We start from the raw sequence: 16425 nt of genomic DNA, 5'->3' as shown, positions 1-16425 counted from the left end.
CCTCCCACCTTCCACGCCGATAGAGCCCCTCACCCCGACCCTCTCCCAGCGAAGTGCGGGGAGAGGGAGAAGAGACAACGACGTCATGCGCATCGCCCTCGTTCACGCTCTCAAACACTCGATCGCCCCGATCGAGGCGTCGTTCGCAAGATTATGGCCGCAGGCGCGGCTGATGAACCTGCTCGACGATAGCCTTTCCGCCGACCTCGCGCGCGACGGCAGGCTCACCGAGCGCATGACAGAGCGCTTCCTGACCATCGGCCGATATGCGGCCGGCACCGGCACCAACGGCATCCTTTTCACATGCTCCGCATTCGGTCCCTGCATCGAGGCGGTCGCGCGCGAACATGCGCCGATGCCGGTGCTGAAGCCGAACGAGGCCATGATCGAACAGGCGGCGGCGAAGGGAAAGCGGATCGGGCTGCTCTCGACCTTCCCGCCGACGCTCGGTTCGATGCCGCCGGAGTTTCCTTCGTCCGTCCAGCTCGTGCCCAGGCTCGCCGAAGGTGCTCTCGCCGCGCTCGATCGCGGCGACCGAGCCGAGCATGACCGCATTGTGGTCGAGACGTCCCGGGCTTTACGGGACTGCGATCTGATCGCGCTCGCCCAGTACAGCATGGCACCGGCGGCCGACCGCGTTGCCGAAGCAACCGGCAGGCCGGTGCTGACGACGCCCGACAGCGCCGTGGCGAAACTGAAGGCAATGCTGGGCGTGATTTGAGCGTCCAGGTCGCCGACCTCATCCGCCCTGTGCTGATGAGGGAGAGAGGGATGTGGACCGGCGAACTACGCCTCGCTAATTCGTCCGACGCCGCGGCACGTTTGCATCGCGTGCCGCCGTGTCGTTTCGAATCCGTGCATGCCAGTCTGCCATTGCAGGCCGACGATCGCGCCCTTGGTCGGTTGCAGCAGCGCGAGCGCGCTGAACAGCGTCACCGGCAGCCAGATCGCAAGCTGCAGCCAGGCGGGCGGTGCATAGGTCATCTCGACCCAGAGCAGCGTCGGCACGACGATGTGGCCGACCACGACGATCACGAGATAGGCCGGAAGATCGTCGGCGCGCTGCGGGGTGAAATCCTCGCCGCACACCTCGCAATGATCGGCGACTTTCAGGAAACGGCCGAACAAATGGCCGCGCCCGCAGTTCGGGCACTTCATCGTAAAGCCGCGCCATAATGCCTTTGACAGGGAAACCGCTTGTACCATTGCCGTCATCCTTGACCTGATCTGTTGATCCATACAATATGTATTCTAGCGCCTACAATCAAAGACAAATGGCCCAGATTGCATGGATTGGATCCCTACAGTTTCCGAATGGCAAGGCCCGATGTTCCTGCGCATCGTCGATGCGCTGGGAGCCGATATCGCCGCCGGCCGGCTGGTGCGCGGCCAGCGGCTGCCGACCCATCGCGCGCTGGCGTCCGCGCTCGGCATCGATCTCACCACAGTGACGCGGGCCTATGGCGAGGCGCGGCGGCGCGGATTGCTGGAGGCCCGCGTCGGCCAGGGCACCTTCGTATCGGAGACGACCGCGCGCGCGGCTTCCGACCTGCCAGCGCCGGTCAATATCGATCTGTCGATGAACCTTCCGCCGCAGCCGGTCGAAGCCAATCTCGATCTGCGCATCGCGCAGGGGCTTGCGACCATCCGCTCAGACGCCGGCTTCAGCGCCTATCTGGGCTATGCACGTCCCGGCGGCACGCCCGGGGAGCGTGAGGTCGCGGCGAACTGGTTGCGGGCGCGCGTGCCGCAGGCGTCGGCCGACCGCATCGTGATCTATCCGGGGTCGCAGGCCATCATCTTCAACGCCCTGCTCGCGCTGGCCTCGCCAGGCGACGTGGTCCTGACGGAAGCATTGACGTTTCCCGGCGTGAAGGCCGCCGCCGCGCGGCTCGATATCCGGCTGGTCGGCGTCGCGATGGACGGCGAAGGCGCTCATCCCGACGCGCTCGACGAAGCCTGCCGCAAGCACAAGCCAAAGGCGGTCTATCTGGTGCCGACGCAACAGAATCCGACCACGGCAACGATGAGCGCCGCCCGGCGCAAGGCGATCGCCGAAATCATCCGCAAGAGCGACTGCGTCCTGATCGAGGACGATGTCTATGGCCCGCTCGAGCCGCAAGTCGAACCGATCACAACGCTAATCCCCGAACGCACCTTTTACGCCGCAAGCATCTCCAAATGCATCGCACCGGCGCTTCGGGTTGCCTATTTTCTGGCACCCGATCCGACCACCGAGCAGCGCATGCGCGCGGGCCTGCAGGCCACGATGCAGATGCCGCCGTCTCTGATGGTTGCGCTGGTCACACAGTGGCTCAAATCCGGCGTTGCCGGCGAGATCATCCGCGCCATTCGCAACGAGGCGGCGGCGCGCCAACAGCTCGCGGCGCGCTTCCTCAAAGGTGTCACCTATGCGGCGCGGCCGGCAAGCCATCACCTCTGGATGCCGCTGCCCAGGGACCTCGACGGCACGGACCTGCTATCGCATTTGATGCGCAATGGTTTGGCTATTGTCGGCGAAGATGCCTTCGCGGTCGGAAGCGGCGCTACGCGCGGCCTGCGCGTGTCGCTTGGCGCAGCGCGCAACCGCGCCGAGTTGAGCCATGCGCTCCAGATGCTGTCGAACGCGGTGCGAGCGCCGGTCGGCGCAACCCAGATTGTGTAGGCCGCGACGTTCGTCGCAGCACGACGCCGCGGAAACGCACTGTATACCGGTTGGTGCCCGCGCTACAGTCGGCAGGCAATCCCTGAAGAATGATTTCAGGATCGCATCAGACAATCGGGACGCTCTCTTCAATGTCAAGCGGATTTAATCGGCGGCTCGCTTCGGTTGCACCGCGGCTGCTTCGAGCGATAGCCTTGGTGATCGCAACCCTCGCCGGTTGCATCGGCGCCTGCCGTGCGGCCGACGTCCCCACTCCGTCGCCGGAAAAGCTCGAGCGCATCACCGAGTTCTTCGACAACGAGGTCGCGACCGGACGAATTCCCGGCGCCGTGATCCTGATCCAGCAGCACGGCAAGCCGGTCTATCTCAAGACCTTCGGCATGCGCGACGTCACCACCAAGGCGCCGATGACGATCGACACGATCTTCGCGCTGCATTCGATGACCAAGCCGATCACGAGTGTCGCGGCCATGACGCTGATCGACGAGGGCAAGCTGTCGCTGCAGGATCCGCTGTCGAAGTACATACCATCCTTTGCCAACGTGCAGGTCGGCATCGAGCCGCCGGATGAGAACAGCCTGGCGACACTGGAGCTGGAGCCGCCGGCACGCCCGGTCACGATACAGGACCTGATGCGGCACACCTCCGGCATCACCTACGAATATATCGGCGCGAAATGGATCGAGCAGCTCTACTCGCAGGGCCATCTGTACGACGGCAAGTTCGACAACAGGGAGTTTGCCGAACGGATCGCGAAGCTGCCGCTATCGCGGCAGCCCGGCACGCTCTGGCGCTACGGCCATTCGACCGACGTGCTTGGCCGCGTCATCGAGATCGTTTCGGGCAAGACGCTCTACGCATTCGAGAAGGAGCGCGTCCTCGATCCGCTGCATATGACCAGCACCAAGTTCGTGCTCGACACCGACGAGGAACGCGCGCGGATGGCCGAGCCGTTGCCGACCGACAGGATCCTGCTCGCCGCCGAGCATGACCGGCGCACGCACCCCGAATGGGAGTCGGGCGGCGGCGGGCTCGTGTCGACCGTGACAGACTATGCGCGCTTTGCCCAGATGTTGCTGAATGGCGGAGAATTTGACGGCAAGCGCTATCTCAGCCCCGCGGCGTTCAAGGACATGACAACCGATCATATCGGGCCGGGCTCAGGTATCGCGCGCGACTATTTCTATTTCCCGGGCGACGGCTTCGGCTATGGCTATGGCATCGCCGTGCGCACCGATCCGGGCAACGCGAAGCCGCCGCCGGCGGGCTCGATCGGCGAGTTGAAATGGGACAGCGGCAGCGGCACCTATTTCGGCGTCGATCGAAAGCTCGACATGATCTACATCATGCTGGAGCAGACCCAGAAGGAACGCGGCCGCATCACACCGGCATTCAAGAAGCTGGTCTACGACGCGTTCGGGGCTAACTGAACGCGGTGATCGCAGCACAGCTACCTTCGGCGGCTCGTTTGCTGCCTTCGCCGGGCTGCCGCTTCGATCAAGCTCACCGTACAGTCGTTGCAGATGAACGCGCATTCGTCCGAGAACAGGCCAATCCGGTGGTCGAATCCGACTGCACCGTCATCGGCGAGATCGCAGATAACGCCGTCACAGCACAAGCATCGGTGCTGCGCAATCAGCTCAGGCTCCATAATCGGCTCTCTCCATCGTCACCGCTTCCCTCTCGTTATATACTATTGTATATATCGTTGGCGACAAGGCAGGCGGTGAGCAATCCCGGTCGGGAACCTGCAGACAACAACAAGCCGTCGACCGGCGACGATCGCCTCGAACTTCCTGCCTGGTCGGACCATGTCCCATCAGGAAACGCCATCATGACAAGACAGAACGGCAGAACGGAACGTCCGCTCGCAAAGGGAGAACCGCTCAGTATCCGTCGTGGAACTGCGCTTAGCGCGGCGGCCATCATCATCATGCTCAACCCCGCATCGACAGGGGCCGTGCGCGCGGAATCACCGGTTGGCGTCCCCGACAAGAGCTTTCCGGAGAGCATAACGTCGACATCGGACGGCACACTCTACGTCGGCAGCTTCAACCTCGGTGGCGTGACAAAGGTGTCGTCAGGCGGCAAGGCGGAGCAATTCGTCAAGCCGGGCGCCGGCGACAGCCGCTCGACGCTCGGCGTACTGGCGGACGAGAAGAGCGGCACGCTCTATGTCTGCTCGAACGACATCAGCGGCTTCGGCGTTGCCGGTCCGAACGACGTCAAGGGCTCGTGGCTCAAGACCTTCGACCTCAAGAGCGGTGCGCCGAAGGGCAGCTTTGCGCTGAGCGATCCAAAATCGCTTTGCAACGACATCGCAGTCGGCAGCGACGGAACGGCTTACGTGACCGATTCCTTCACGCCGATCGTGTACAGCCTGAAACCGGGCGGCACGGCGCTTGCAACCTTCGTCACCGATCCTCAGCTCGCGCCCGCAAAGGACGGCGTCGGACTCGACGGTATCGCCATCGGCGCGGACGGCAATCTCTATGTCACGACCTACATCCCCGCGAAGCTGTTTCGGGTGGCGCTCAAGGACGGCAAGGCCGGCGCGGTGACGGAACTAAAATCGTCGCATCCGCTCGATCATGCCGATGCCTTCCGCGCCCATGGCAATGGCTTCCTGCTGATCGAGGGCAGTGGCAAGCTCGACAAGGTTACGGTGACGGGTGACGACGCCAAGATTGAAACCATCAAGGACGGGCTCACCGAGCCGGTCTCGGTGACGCAGGTCGGTGACATCGGCTGGATCGCCGAGGGCAAGCTGTCCTATATCATCGGCGACAACAAGGAAAAGGATCCTGGCCCGTTCACGCTGAAGCCCGTCGCGCTGCCGAAATGACGGCCGACTAGGTCAAGCATCAAACCTCAAGAGGTGGATCGGCCTTGTCCGGTGGGCGAGGCCGGCGCACCTCGTCCGTCAGATCACGTAGAACCCGTGCGTTGCGTCGCGGCGCAGTTGCTCGACAAGGCCGAATTCCCAGTCGAGATAGGCCTGCATCGCTGCCTCCGCCACGTCGGTGCCCTCATAGGGACGCCGGTAACGGTGCGCGGGATCTGGTTTTGGCACAACCTGCGGCGGCCCGACCTCGAGCGCGCTGTCATAGCCGCCTTCAACGACGTAAGTTTCCCACCCCATCTGCCCGAGCCACGAAGCCGTCATTTCCGCGCGGACACTCCTGTCGTCGCTCAGCAGGATGCGCGCGCCGCGCACGGGAGCCGCGATGTCGATCTCCTGCACAAGCTGGCCGCCAGCGTAGTGACGAAAGCCCGGAAGATGACCGGCCGCATATTCGTCCGCGTCGCGGACGTCGAAGCGGTAGAGCGTGCGCGTACCGTCGTTCTGCAGCGTGGCCAGTTCGCGCATACCGATATGTCGCACGCCGGCGCGATAGGCGACCTCGCGGGCATTGTCGCCGGCGTGGTCGAACAGGCCGATGCCGCCGCGCCGATTGGCGCCATGTTCAAGGCGATGCTTGGCGAGCGTCCAGCCGATCGTGCCGTTGCGCAATGCCTGAACCTTGTTTGGCAGCCCCGCATTGATCAGGGATTGCGTTCCGATAATCGAGCGCGTGCGGCCCGCGCAGTTGACGATGATGGTGGTCTCGGGATCGGGGGCGGCGCGGGCCGCACGCAGCACGAGTTCGGCGCCCGGCACACTGACCGACCCCGGGATGTTCATCGTGGCATATTCATCGAAGCGGCGGACATCGAGGATGACGATATTGGCCTTGTCTGCGATCAACGATGCTACTTCGTCCGCGCTCAGCGACGGCGTATGGCGGCGCGCCTCGACCAACTCGCCGAACGCCTTGGCATAGGAATTGACGTCCTGGAATACCTCGTAGCCGGCCGAACGCCAGGCCTGGAGGCCCCCGGCCAGCGCGCGAACATTGTGGTAGCCGAGGGCTTCGAATTGATCCTTCGCGGCGGCGACCAGACCTTCACCGTCATCATAAACAGCGATCGGCACATCCTTGCGCGGCAACCGCACGCTGGCTTCGATCTCGATCCGGCCAGCCGCCATGTTGGCGGCGAACAGAGGATGACCGGTGGCGAACGCCGCCTCATGCCTGAGATCGAGCAGCGCGATCTCCCGGCGCAGCAGTAGCGCAGCGCGGATGTCCTGGGGCGTGACGGTTGGAATACTCATGGATTGCTGGCTCGCGCGAGACGACGGATTCACCGAGTGCTCTATACCGAAACGCTGCCTCGTCAATGGTTTCTGCGATGCGGTTCGGCCTCCGCTTGCGAGCCCGGCGGCCGCGGCCAAAAATGCCAGCCCGCGGAACGAAAGGCCGGGATGCCGCTTTGCTAACAATGGTTGTGCTTGCTAGGCTCGCCGTCGGCCGCATTGGCGCCCGACCAAACCTTCCGGACAAGAGAAGGTAATGGAGCCATGGCCTTACGGCTGGGAGGACCAACATGAGAACCGCCGGACAAGAACCGCTGTCGCGCCACGCGCTTGCGTTCGTGCTCGCCGGCGGGCGCGGCAGCAGGCTGCTCGAGCTGACCGACAAGCGCGCCAAGCCGGCGGTCTATTTCGGCGGAAAATCGCGGATCATCGATTTCGCCCTCTCCAACGCGGTGAACTCCGGCATCCGTCGCATCGCGGTGGCAACCCAGTACAAGGCCCACAGCCTGATCCGGCATTTGCAGATGGGCTGGAACTTCTTTCGCCCGGAACGCAACGAGAGCTTTGATATCCTCCCGGCGAGCCAGCGTGTCTCGGAAACGAACTGGTATCTCGGCACGGCTGATGCCGTCTATCAGAACATCGACATCATCAAGCCGCACGGCAGCAGGTTCATCGTCGTGCTCGCGGGCGACCACATCTACAAGATGGACTACGAGCTGATGCTGAAGCAGCACGTCGAGAGCCACGCCGACGTGACCGTCGGCTGCCTCGAGATGCCGCGGGCGGAATCGAGCGGCTTTGGCATCATGCATATCGATAATGACGGCGTCATCCAATCCTTCCTCGAGAAGCCGATCAATCCGCCGCCGATGCCGGGCAAGCCCGACAGGTCGCTCGCCAGCATGGGAATCTACGTGTTCGATTCAGAATTCCTGTTCGACGAGCTGCGGCGCGATGCGGCCGATCCGAATTCGAGCCATGATTTCGGCAAGGACATCATCCCCCATCTCGTGAAGCACGGCCGGGCGGTTGCTCATCAGTTCGGCGAATCCTGTGTCCGCTCCGGCGACGATCCCCGCGCCTATTGGCGGGACGTCGGCACCGTCGACGCCTACTGGGCCGCCAACATCGATCTCACGGATGTCCTGCCGGAGCTCGACCTCTACGACCGCGCATGGCCAATCTGGACCTATGCCGAAATCACTCCGCCCGCCAAGTTCGTTCATGACGAGGACGGGCGGCGCGGACAAGCAGTGACGTCGCTGGTATCGGGAGGATGCATCATCTCCGGTGCGGCTCTGCGCCGCTCCCTTCTCTTCACCGGGGTGCACGTCAATTCATTTGCCAGTATCGAAAATGCGGTGATCATGCCTTACGTCAATGTAGGCCGGGGCGCGCGGCTCAGGAATGTCGTCATCGACCGGGGGGTTCAGATTCCGGAGGGACTGGTGGTCGGGGAGGACCAGGAATTCGATGCGAAGCGGTTCCGCACCACCCCGCAGGGCATCTCGCTGATCACGCAGCCGATGATCGACAGGCTCGGCGCATGACATCGGTCAGCGTCCTCGCGGTCGCCTCGGAAATTTTTCCTCTCGTCAAGACCGGCGGCCTTGCCGACGTCGTCGGTGCGCTGCCGGCCGCCTTGAAGGAGCACGGCATCGCGACCCGGACGCTGGTGCCTGGGTATCCCGACGTTCTCAAGGCGCTGCAATCAGCGGAAACATTGCTGCACCGGCCGGACTTCTACGGCGGGCCGATCCGCCTGCTCGGCGGCCGGCACGACGGCCTCGACCTCTATGCGCTCGAGGCACCGCATCTGTTTGCACGCCCGGGCAATCCCTATCTCGGGCCGGACGGCCGGGACTGGCCGGACAACGGGATCCGCTTTGCTGCGCTCTCGCGCATGGCCGCCGAGATTGGCCAGGGTGCCGTTTCGTCCTTTGTACCTGACGTCGTGCACGCACACGACTGGCAGGCCGGGCTTGTTCCCGCCCACCTGCACTATGGCAGGCGTCCGCGGCCGGGCACCGTGATGACGGTGCATAACCTCGCCTATCAGGGCCAATTTTCGCCGGAGATGCTCGCCGCTTTCGGACTGCCCGCCGAGTCCTACACCATCCACGGCGTCGAATATTACGGAACGATCAGCTTCCTGAAGGCGGGCGTGCAGTTCGCGGATCGCATCACCACGGTGTCCCCGACCTATGCGCGCGAGATCCAGAGCGATCAAGGCGGCATGGGGTTTGCTGGCTTGTTGCGTGAACGGTCCGAGGTGCTGAGTGGCATCCTCAACGGCATCGACGTTTCGGTGTGGAATCCGGGCACCGATCCGCATCTCGCTACTCGTTTCTGCGCGGAGCAATTGCCGGCGCGCGCGGCAAACAAGGCGGCGCTGCGGCAACGCTTCGGCCTCGATCCGTCACCGGACGCGCTGCTGCTCGGCGTCATCAGCCGGCTGTCCTGGCAGAAGGGTCTCGATCTGCTGCTCGAGAATGCCCAAACCCTCCTGAGCGAAGGCATGCAGTTGGCGCTGCTCGGAAGCGGCGACCGCGATCTCCAGGATCGCTATCAGTCGCTGGCGCACGCCAATCCGGGGCGGATCGCGGTCGTGATCGGCTATGACGAGGAGCTCGCCCACCTCATCCAGGCCGGCGCGGATGCGCTCGTCGTGCCATCGCGCTTCGAGCCCTGCGGCCTCACCCAGTTGTGCGCTCTGCGCTATGGGGCGGTCCCGATCGTCTCCGATGTCGGCGGCCTCGCGGACACGGTTCTGGATGTCGACGAAGCGGCAGTCGCCGGCGGCGAAGCGACCGGCATCAAGTTCGGCCCGGTCGTCCCGGAGGCGCTCGCCCACGCCCTGCGCAAGGCCAACCTCCTGTTCAACGACAAGGTGACCTGGCGCCGGCTTCAGCACAACGGCATGACGACCGACGTGTCGTGGCACAATCGCGCGGGCCGCTACGCCGCGCTCTACCGCGAATTAGCGGCGACGCGCCGTGACCAGAGCATCATCGGCGCTGATTGAAGCAGAACCGGACTTCCTGCGCGATCAATGCAGGAGATCGCAGGCGGCAATGCGGTTGACGTCGGCAAGCCGGCGATCGGCATTCGCCCGAAGATCGAGGCTTGCCACGAGGTCGAGCAGGCGGCCATACGCCTGATCGGCAACCGCGACGGGCAATGGCTCTTCGTCGAACGCCTCGATATAGCTGCCGACGAGGCCGCTCAGCAGCCGGCACAAGGCGCGCTGCTCCGGGTCGTCGCGGCTCAAAGTTTCGAGTTTTTGCTGGAAGGTCTTGAAGGTCCGCAAGCCGTGGTGCTGTTGCGAAAGCCACGTATGCAAATCGATCATGTCAGCCTCTTCGTTTAGGAGAAGAAGCTACCGGTTTATACAGCCGAAGGGTTGGCAGCGCCACGGCGATTTTTGCATCTCTCTCCCCCGTTTCGGCAGCCTTGTCATGTGGCTGCATTTTACTGTGAGAACCGCACTGCCGTCGAAACGCAGCCAACTACGGAGCCCGCAACCCGACGACGGACTTCGGCAGCGAAGCCAGGAACAGCACGATACAGACGCAGAGCAGGACGATGTCCTTGAAGATGAACTCGCCGGCGAGATTCCAGGCCATCGGATCCGTCGACCAGCTCCACTTCACGACGCCCGGCGTCGTGAAAAAGAACGACCATGTGATCATGAACGTGACCACACCCATCAGCGAACCGAGAGCCGACAGGATGGGGCTGAACGCGCCCGCCACCAGCAGCGCGGCGATGATGAACTCGATGACGCCGAGGACATAGGCTTCGCCCCTGAAGCCGAACACCGATATCCATGAGATGAAGGGACTGTTGCTGATGAACTGCACCAGGCCCTGCGCCGACTGCAGCGTGAATTTCTGCATGCCGAACGACACGAAGATGATGACCATGACCCAGCGCAGGATCGCGAGCAGGCTGTATGATCCGCCGCCCTTTTCGGCGACGTTGAATGACATATCCATGAAGAGCTCTTTTCTGATTATACGATAGCAACATCGGCCGGCGCGCCGGCCTTGTTCTACTCGGAGCTACGTAGGACTCGGTGATGCCGTTACCCGCAGGCCCGGTCGCCCGGTTCACGATGGTGTGTACACGAAATCGCCGAAACGGCCGGTGAGATCGCACCTCTATCCGCCACAACTGCAAGCTGTCGCGAGGGTGCGCAAACGTCGATCCTGCACGTGTCCACGCTTTCGTCGGACCGGACTCCCCTGCCCGGTGTTGAATTCGGGCAACACCGTCGAAGAAAAAGCACGATCGCGCAGATTGCCCGACTGCAAACACGACTGTGCCGCATCGAGGTTCGATCCTGCCTGCAACGGGCCACAGACTCACAATGGAAAGTGCCTTCATGCAGCAGCAACCCCGGCCGGGCGCGGTGAGCGCGGATTCGCCTGGATATGTTTTTTATTTTCAACTGGCCAGCAACGGCGCGAGACGCGCCTGCAGCCTGACGATCCAGGCGGCTAGCGCCAACGAGGCGACCAGAATCTTTCGGGAGAACTGGACAACGATCGAGACGATGGCGCGCGACGGTGTGAGTGAAGGAACAATCAGTTCGACCCCCGTGAACCTGCAATGTCGTGACGCGCAAATCGGGGCGACCTTAAGCAAGGCCCGAACGGGTTGCTGCAACTGACTCGTGCTGCCACGCCTGCGGGAAGGCACTGACCGGGGCGGCTCTGGTGCCGAGACCGCACGACAGGATCGTTCAGGCCAATTCCCGGATCAAGTCCAGTTCGCGATCAAGCGCCTGCTGCCATGATGGCATGCTCACACCGAATGCATGGCGCAACCGCGTTAGATCAAGGCGTGAATTGAAGGGGCGTTTCGCCTTTGCCGGGAATTCTGCGGACCCTATTGGAAGGATGCGCTCTACCCTCAGATTGGCGCCTCGCGACCTCAAGCCTGCAACGATCGCGACCGCGAAGCCGTACCAACTGGTCTCTCCCGCGCAAACGATGTTGACGATCCCTCCGCGCTTCTCCAGTGCAGCGCCGACGTCCTCGAAGCCCGGTGGCAGGATCGTGCAGACCGCATGAGCGATTGCGTGCGCCGAGGTCGGCGCCCCAATCTGATCGTCGACAATCCGCAACTCCTCCCGCTCGGCCGCGAGCCGCGCAATCGTGCGGAGGAAATTCGCGCCCTTCGCCGCATACACCCAGGATGTGCGAACGATGAGATGAGGCCCACCGGCGCTTTTCACCGCTTCCTCGCCTGCAAGCTTGCTCGCGCCATAGACGGAAAGAGGTCCTGTGGGGCCGTCTTCCCGCCAGGGCGCCGCTCCCGAACCGTCGAAGACATAGTCGGTGGAAAAATGGAGAAAAGGAACCCGATGGCGCGCGGCCCACTCTGCGATTGCGCCAGGCGCCTCCGCATTGATGCGGAATGCGAGTTCGGATTCGTCTTCGGCCCGGTCAACCACCGTGTAGGCTGCAGGATTGATAATCAGGTCCGGCTTCAGCGCGCTCAGCCTGTCCGGCAGGTCAGCGGGTCGAGACAGATCAAAGTCCTGGCGCGACGGCGCCAATACGACCGCTTGATTTTCGACAAGCGGCAACAGAGCTCCGCCAACCTGGCCCGCGCTTCCCGTCACGAGAACCCGCATCAGACCTCTCCGTATCTCGGCAGGCCCTTGACGTCAGCGAGCAGCGGCGCCGCGGCATCTTTCGGGGAAAGCGCAGGATTGGTAATCCCCCACGCGATCCCGATCGCCGGGTCATTCCACCGGATGGCAACTTCATGCTGGGGACTATAGGCTTCGTCGCATTTGTAGAAGAAATCCACGGTCTCAGAGACCACCGCAAAACCGTGGGCAAAGCCGCGAGGAACCCACATTTGACGCCGGTTCTCGTCGTTCAGCTCGACAGCGACGTGACGCCCGAAGGTCGGACTTCCGATGCGGACGTCAACGGCGACATCGAGCACGCACCCGCTAAGAACGGTCACAAGCTTGCCCTGCGTCGAAGGATTCTGAAGATGCAGCCCACGCAGCACGCCGCGCCGCGAACGCGAAAGATTATCCTGGATGAAGGGCCGCGTGATGCCGTGCGCCGCATAGCGCGCAAGCTGGTAGGTTTCTAGGAAAAATCCTCGCTGGTCGCCGAATAATTCAGGCTCGATAACCAAAATCTCAGGAATATCTGTCGGAATTACCTTCATTTACACTTCTCAAATCTTAGGTGCCGTAAACAAACTTGTGCGTCGCACCACAAGTGATATTCTTTACTTGGGAATTTGCGAGGAACAATGAAGGGCATAATACTCGCCGGCGGAACCGGGTCACGCCTTTTTCCGGTAACGACCGTCGTTTCGAAGCAGTTGCTGCCGGTCTTTGACAAGCCGATGATTTACTATCCGCTATCCACTCTCATGTTGGGTGGCATTCGCGACATTCTCATCATCTCGACGCCTCAGGACGCGCCTCTGTTTCAGCGTCTGCTCGGCGACGGCTCAGAGATCGGCCTCACCTTCTCCTACGCCAGCCAGGAAACGCCGCGCGGATTGGCCGATGCCTTTATCGTCGGCCGCCGCTTCGTCGGGAACGATCCCGTCGCGCTCGTTCTTGGCGACAATATCTTTTATGGCCACGGACTACCCGAAATGCTCACGAAGGCCGCCGGCCGCGAGCGCGGCGCCACTGTGTTCGGTTATTACGTGAACAGCCCCGAGCAATACGGCGTGATCGAATTGGACAAGAGCGGACGGGCACGATCGATCGAGGAAAAGCCGAAGGTCCCGAAATCCAACGTCGCTGTGACCGGGCTCTATTTCTACGACAACGACGTGGTCGACATCGCGGCGGGACTGAAACCCTCCGCAAGAGGCGAGATCGAAATCACCGACGTCAACAAGGCCTATCTGGAGCGTGGAGATCTGTTTGTGGAAGTGCTTGGCCGCGGCTTCGCATGGCTCGACACCGGCACCCATTCGTCGCTGGTCGAGGCCAGCCACTTCGTCCAAATTCTCGAACAACGCCAGGGGCTGCGCATCGCCTGCCCGGAGGAGATCGCATTGCGGCAAGGATACATTACGCTTGAAGCGTTCAATCGCACGGCCGATAAGACCGCAAAGAGCAGCTACGGAGAATATCTGAAATCCGTCGCTCGTTCGTTCGCCAGCTAGTTCGTCAGATCGTGCGCTTCAAGGACAGTATTGTCTTCGTCACCGGCGGCGCGGGCTTCATAGGCTCCGCCGTCGTGCGTCATCTGCTGGCGGACACCGGCGCGCGCGTCGTCAACATCGACAAGCTCACCTATGCAGCCAATCTCAACTCGCTGCCGGGCGCCGTCGGGAACCCGCGATATGCTTTCGAGCGGCAATGCATCCGCGAGGCACCCTCCCTGCGTGGACTTTTCGACAAGTACCGCCCGCATGCGGTTATCAATCTTGCGGCCGAGAGTCATGTCGACCGATCGATCGACGGACCGGACGAGTTCATGCAGACGAACATCATCGGCACGTTCACCTTGCTGCAGGAATCCCTGCGCTACTGGCGCAGCCTGTCACCGGAGGCACGAGCCGCATTTCGCTTGCTCCACGTCTCGACCGACGAGGTATTCGGCTCACTGGGCGCGAGCGGCCTGTTCTCGGAAACCACCGCCTATGCGCCGAACTCTCCCTATTCGGCGAGCAAGGCCGCCTCCGATCATTTGGTCCGTGCCTGGCGGGAAACCTACGAACTTCCGACCATGATCACGAACTGCTCCAACAATTATGGTCCCTACCATTTCCCGGAAAAGCTGATCCCCCACATGATCATCAAGGGGCTCGCGGGAGAGGCTTTGCCGGTCTATGGCGACGGTCGCAACATCCGCGACTGGCTCTATGTCGAGGATCACGCGCGAGCGCTCACAAAGGTGCTCGAGCGGGGCGTGGTCGGCGAAACCTACAATGTCGGCGGCCGCAACGAGAGGACCAATCTCGAAGTGGTTGAAGCGATTTGCGACCTGCTCGACGGGCTGGTTCCCGGACCCGATTCAAGACGAAGGCTGATCTCGTTCGTCGCCGATCGGCCTGGACACGATCGACGCTATGCAATCGACGCCTCGAAGCTCGAACGCGAACTGGGGTGGAAGGCGGCGGAGAATTTCGAGAGCGGATTGGCGAAGACCGTCCGCTGGTATCACGAGAACCGTGATTGGTGGCGGGCTATCCTCGATGGAGGATATCGCCAGGCCCGCATCGGATTGGGCTAACCGCGAGGCAACCCACGGGCGTGCCGCGCGGAGCCGACCCCTACAGCGCAGATGTTTATTCGGACGGCCAAGGTGGCAGGCTCCGGCACAGCCGCGACCAAGGGACCGTTGATGGCGAATTTGACGCAAGCCTCACCCTGTCCATGAGCGTTCGGATACGAACCGGTCTCCATTGAAATTCCCCGCATCGAGTTTTCTCGCGCCGTGCTTGATGGCCAGAAGCTACGCATGAACTCGGCGCTCGGTCCGTTCGCTGGATTCATGTCGCTGTCGCTCGGTCCAGGCTCGATGCTGTAATTCCACGCGCGCCGAAATCGCGTGCGAGCCCACGCACCATGCCCTGCACCGCCGAGTTGGTGAGCGCATAGGCGCTTATGCGCGGAAAGGGCACAGCGTCGCCGTTGGTCGAGCCGATCACGATGATCCGGCCATTGTCGGGCATCCGGTCGGCGACGTGGCACACGACAGGTCTAGAAGTCTCTGCAGATGCGGCTGGTGGCATTCCTCGCTACTGCATCACGCGGCGTGACGGGAATAACGATCGTCTATCGACTCTATGGCGAGAGGTGATTTCCCTCGCCGGCGTTGCAAGGTCATTCTCCAAAGCATCGTCGTACCGAAGCTTTGAGTGCCGCCACCGAGGCGCGATGCCAGATTGAGAAGCCAGGAGGTTCGATATGCAAGATCACGACGTAAACGTAGCCGCGGTGAATGGTAAAGAGGCGACCTATTTCGGTGTGCCGTGGGAAGATGCCTACGGATACGCGCAGGCGATCAAGGTTGATGACACGATTCATGTTTCCGGCCAGCTCAGCCACGACGAGAAGGGGAACCTGATCGCGCCTGCTTCTCTCGACGAATCCGGCAAGCCGGCCGAGTTCTCGATGATGGAACGGCAGATGCGGGCGACCTACGCCAATGCCGTCAAGCTCTTGGCGCGCTTCGGGGCAACGCTCGACAACGTCGTCGAGGAGACGCTCTATGTCCTCGATGTTGACGCCGCATTCGTTGCCGCGGGCAAGGTGCGCAAGGAGGCCTACGGCACGGCACGACCTCGGTGCGCCAGCAACCTGATCGGCGTGACGAGACTGGCCTTTTCTGAACAGCTCATCGAAATCACCTTCAAGGCCATGCTGTCGGGAGCAGAAGCGAAGCCGCGGTGACAGATCCCCAATGTTTGGAGTTAACGAAATCATGACAGGACCCGGAACCGCGGGGGCAATGCCCGACATCCTGATCGAGGCGAAGGATTGCGCCTTGGTGCTGGTTGATCAGCAAGCCGGACTTGCTTTCGGCGTGGGATCGATTGATCGCCAAATGCTTCTGAACAACGTGATCGCTCTAGCACGCACTGCCACTGTTTTCGGCATGCCGATCGTGGTGTC

Annotated in this window: 17 protein-coding genes; 10 read left to right on the top strand and 7 right to left on the bottom strand. The window is 62.4% G+C overall.

Going from position 1 to position 16425, the window contains the following annotated elements; genetic code table 11:
• Window positions 1-85: 85 nt before the first annotated feature.
• Entirely contained in the window at window positions 86-721 is a 636-nt protein-coding gene (locus JQ553_RS13185) for an aspartate/glutamate racemase family protein (protein ID WP_212500409.1), read from the top strand.
• A gap of 65 nt (window positions 722-786) precedes the next feature.
• Here JQ553_RS13185 and JQ553_RS13180 read toward each other — a convergent pair whose 3' ends face one another.
• Window positions 787-1206, bottom strand: a complete 420-nt coding sequence (locus tag JQ553_RS13180; RefSeq protein ID WP_249144264.1) for a DUF983 domain-containing protein — start codon at window positions 1204-1206, stop codon at window positions 787-789.
• 82 nt (window positions 1207-1288) lie between these two features.
• Between JQ553_RS13180 and JQ553_RS13175 the strand changes: the two genes are divergently transcribed.
• From JQ553_RS13175 to JQ553_RS13165, 3 genes are all read left to right on the top strand, one after another.
• Window positions 1289-2665: a PLP-dependent aminotransferase family protein gene (locus JQ553_RS13175; protein WP_212500407.1), complete on the top strand. Its 1377-nt coding sequence runs from the start codon at window positions 1289-1291 to the stop codon at window positions 2663-2665.
• 131 nt (window positions 2666-2796) lie between these two features.
• Complete coding sequence (locus JQ553_RS13170; RefSeq protein ID WP_212500406.1) at window positions 2797-4095, top strand: serine hydrolase domain-containing protein; 1299 nt, start codon at window positions 2797-2799, stop codon at window positions 4093-4095.
• Window positions 4096-4499: 404 nt separating this feature from the next.
• The gene (locus tag JQ553_RS13165) at window positions 4500-5510 is read left to right on the top strand and encodes a hypothetical protein (RefSeq protein ID WP_212500405.1); all 1011 of its coding nucleotides are present in this window, start codon (window positions 4500-4502) and stop codon (window positions 5508-5510) included.
• A 78-nt stretch (window positions 5511-5588) separates the two neighbouring features.
• Here JQ553_RS13165 and JQ553_RS13160 read toward each other — a convergent pair whose 3' ends face one another.
• Window positions 5589-6821 (bottom strand): rhodanese-like domain-containing protein, encoded by a 1233-nt coding sequence (locus JQ553_RS13160; protein ID WP_212500404.1) that lies wholly within the window; start codon window positions 6819-6821, stop codon window positions 5589-5591.
• Between the two features lie 272 nt (window positions 6822-7093).
• Between JQ553_RS13160 and glgC the strand changes: the two genes are divergently transcribed.
• Complete coding sequence (gene glgC / locus JQ553_RS13155; RefSeq protein WP_212500403.1) at window positions 7094-8356, top strand: glucose-1-phosphate adenylyltransferase; 1263 nt, start codon at window positions 7094-7096, stop codon at window positions 8354-8356.
• Entirely contained in the window at window positions 8353-9831 is a 1479-nt protein-coding gene (gene glgA / locus JQ553_RS13150; protein ID WP_212500402.1) for a glycogen synthase GlgA, read from the top strand. The genes glgC and glgA overlap by 4 nt, the downstream gene beginning before the upstream one ends.
• Window positions 9832-9855: 24 nt before the next feature.
• On the opposite strand, the gene JQ553_RS13145 is transcribed toward glgA, so the two are convergent.
• Window positions 9856-10158 carry a hypothetical protein gene (locus JQ553_RS13145; protein WP_212500401.1) on the bottom strand — a complete coding sequence of 101 codons (303 nt, stop codon included), beginning with the start codon at window positions 10156-10158 and terminating at the stop codon, window positions 9856-9858.
• 157 nt (window positions 10159-10315) lie between these two features.
• A complete protein-coding gene (locus JQ553_RS13140) occupies window positions 10316-10804 on the bottom strand; it encodes a YkgB family protein (RefSeq protein ID WP_212500400.1) in 489 nt (162 codons plus the stop codon).
• A 389-nt stretch (window positions 10805-11193) separates the two neighbouring features.
• Here JQ553_RS13140 and JQ553_RS13135 point away from each other — a divergent pair, with 389 nt between their 5' ends.
• Window positions 11194-11481 (top strand): hypothetical protein, encoded by a 288-nt coding sequence (locus JQ553_RS13135; RefSeq protein WP_212500399.1) that lies wholly within the window; start codon window positions 11194-11196, stop codon window positions 11479-11481.
• 72 nt (window positions 11482-11553) lie between these two features.
• Here JQ553_RS13135 and rfbD read toward each other — a convergent pair whose 3' ends face one another.
• Together rfbD and rfbC are read right to left on the bottom strand one after the other, a co-directional pair.
• Window positions 11554-12450, bottom strand: coding sequence for a dTDP-4-dehydrorhamnose reductase (gene rfbD / locus JQ553_RS13130; protein ID WP_212500398.1), 897 nt, complete (start codon window positions 12448-12450; stop codon window positions 11554-11556).
• A complete protein-coding gene (rfbC, locus tag JQ553_RS13125) occupies window positions 12450-13004 on the bottom strand; it encodes a dTDP-4-dehydrorhamnose 3,5-epimerase (protein WP_212500397.1) in 555 nt (184 codons plus the stop codon). Before rfbC ends, rfbD begins: the two co-directional genes overlap by 1 nt.
• A gap of 87 nt (window positions 13005-13091) precedes the next feature.
• Here rfbC and rfbA point away from each other — a divergent pair, with 87 nt between their 5' ends.
• Together rfbA and rfbB are read left to right on the top strand one after the other, a co-directional pair.
• Window positions 13092-13967 carry a glucose-1-phosphate thymidylyltransferase RfbA gene (rfbA, locus tag JQ553_RS13120; RefSeq protein WP_212500396.1) on the top strand — a complete coding sequence of 292 codons (876 nt, stop codon included), beginning with the start codon at window positions 13092-13094 and terminating at the stop codon, window positions 13965-13967.
• 11 nt (window positions 13968-13978) lie between these two features.
• Window positions 13979-15040, top strand: a complete 1062-nt coding sequence (gene rfbB, locus JQ553_RS13115) for a dTDP-glucose 4,6-dehydratase (protein ID WP_212500395.1) — start codon at window positions 13979-13981, stop codon at window positions 15038-15040.
• A gap of 259 nt (window positions 15041-15299) precedes the next feature.
• Here the strand turns inward: rfbB and JQ553_RS34430 are convergent, their stop codons facing one another.
• Complete coding sequence (locus JQ553_RS34430) at window positions 15300-15503, bottom strand: SDR family NAD(P)-dependent oxidoreductase (protein ID WP_312015137.1); 204 nt, start codon at window positions 15501-15503, stop codon at window positions 15300-15302.
• A 214-nt stretch (window positions 15504-15717) separates the two neighbouring features.
• On the opposite strand from JQ553_RS34430, the gene JQ553_RS13105 reads away from it, so the two are divergent.
• Window positions 15718-16203, top strand: coding sequence for a RidA family protein (locus JQ553_RS13105; protein WP_212500394.1), 486 nt, complete (start codon window positions 15718-15720; stop codon window positions 16201-16203).
• The last annotated feature ends 222 nt before the right edge of the window (window positions 16204-16425 follow it).

It is taken from the genome of Bradyrhizobium lablabi, assembly GCF_018131005.1.
Taxonomy (GTDB): domain Bacteria; phylum Pseudomonadota; class Alphaproteobacteria; order Rhizobiales; family Xanthobacteraceae; genus Bradyrhizobium; species Bradyrhizobium lablabi_D.
The sequence above is the reverse complement of the archived record's forward strand: the minus strand, read 5'-3'. Positions and strand labels throughout refer to the sequence as shown.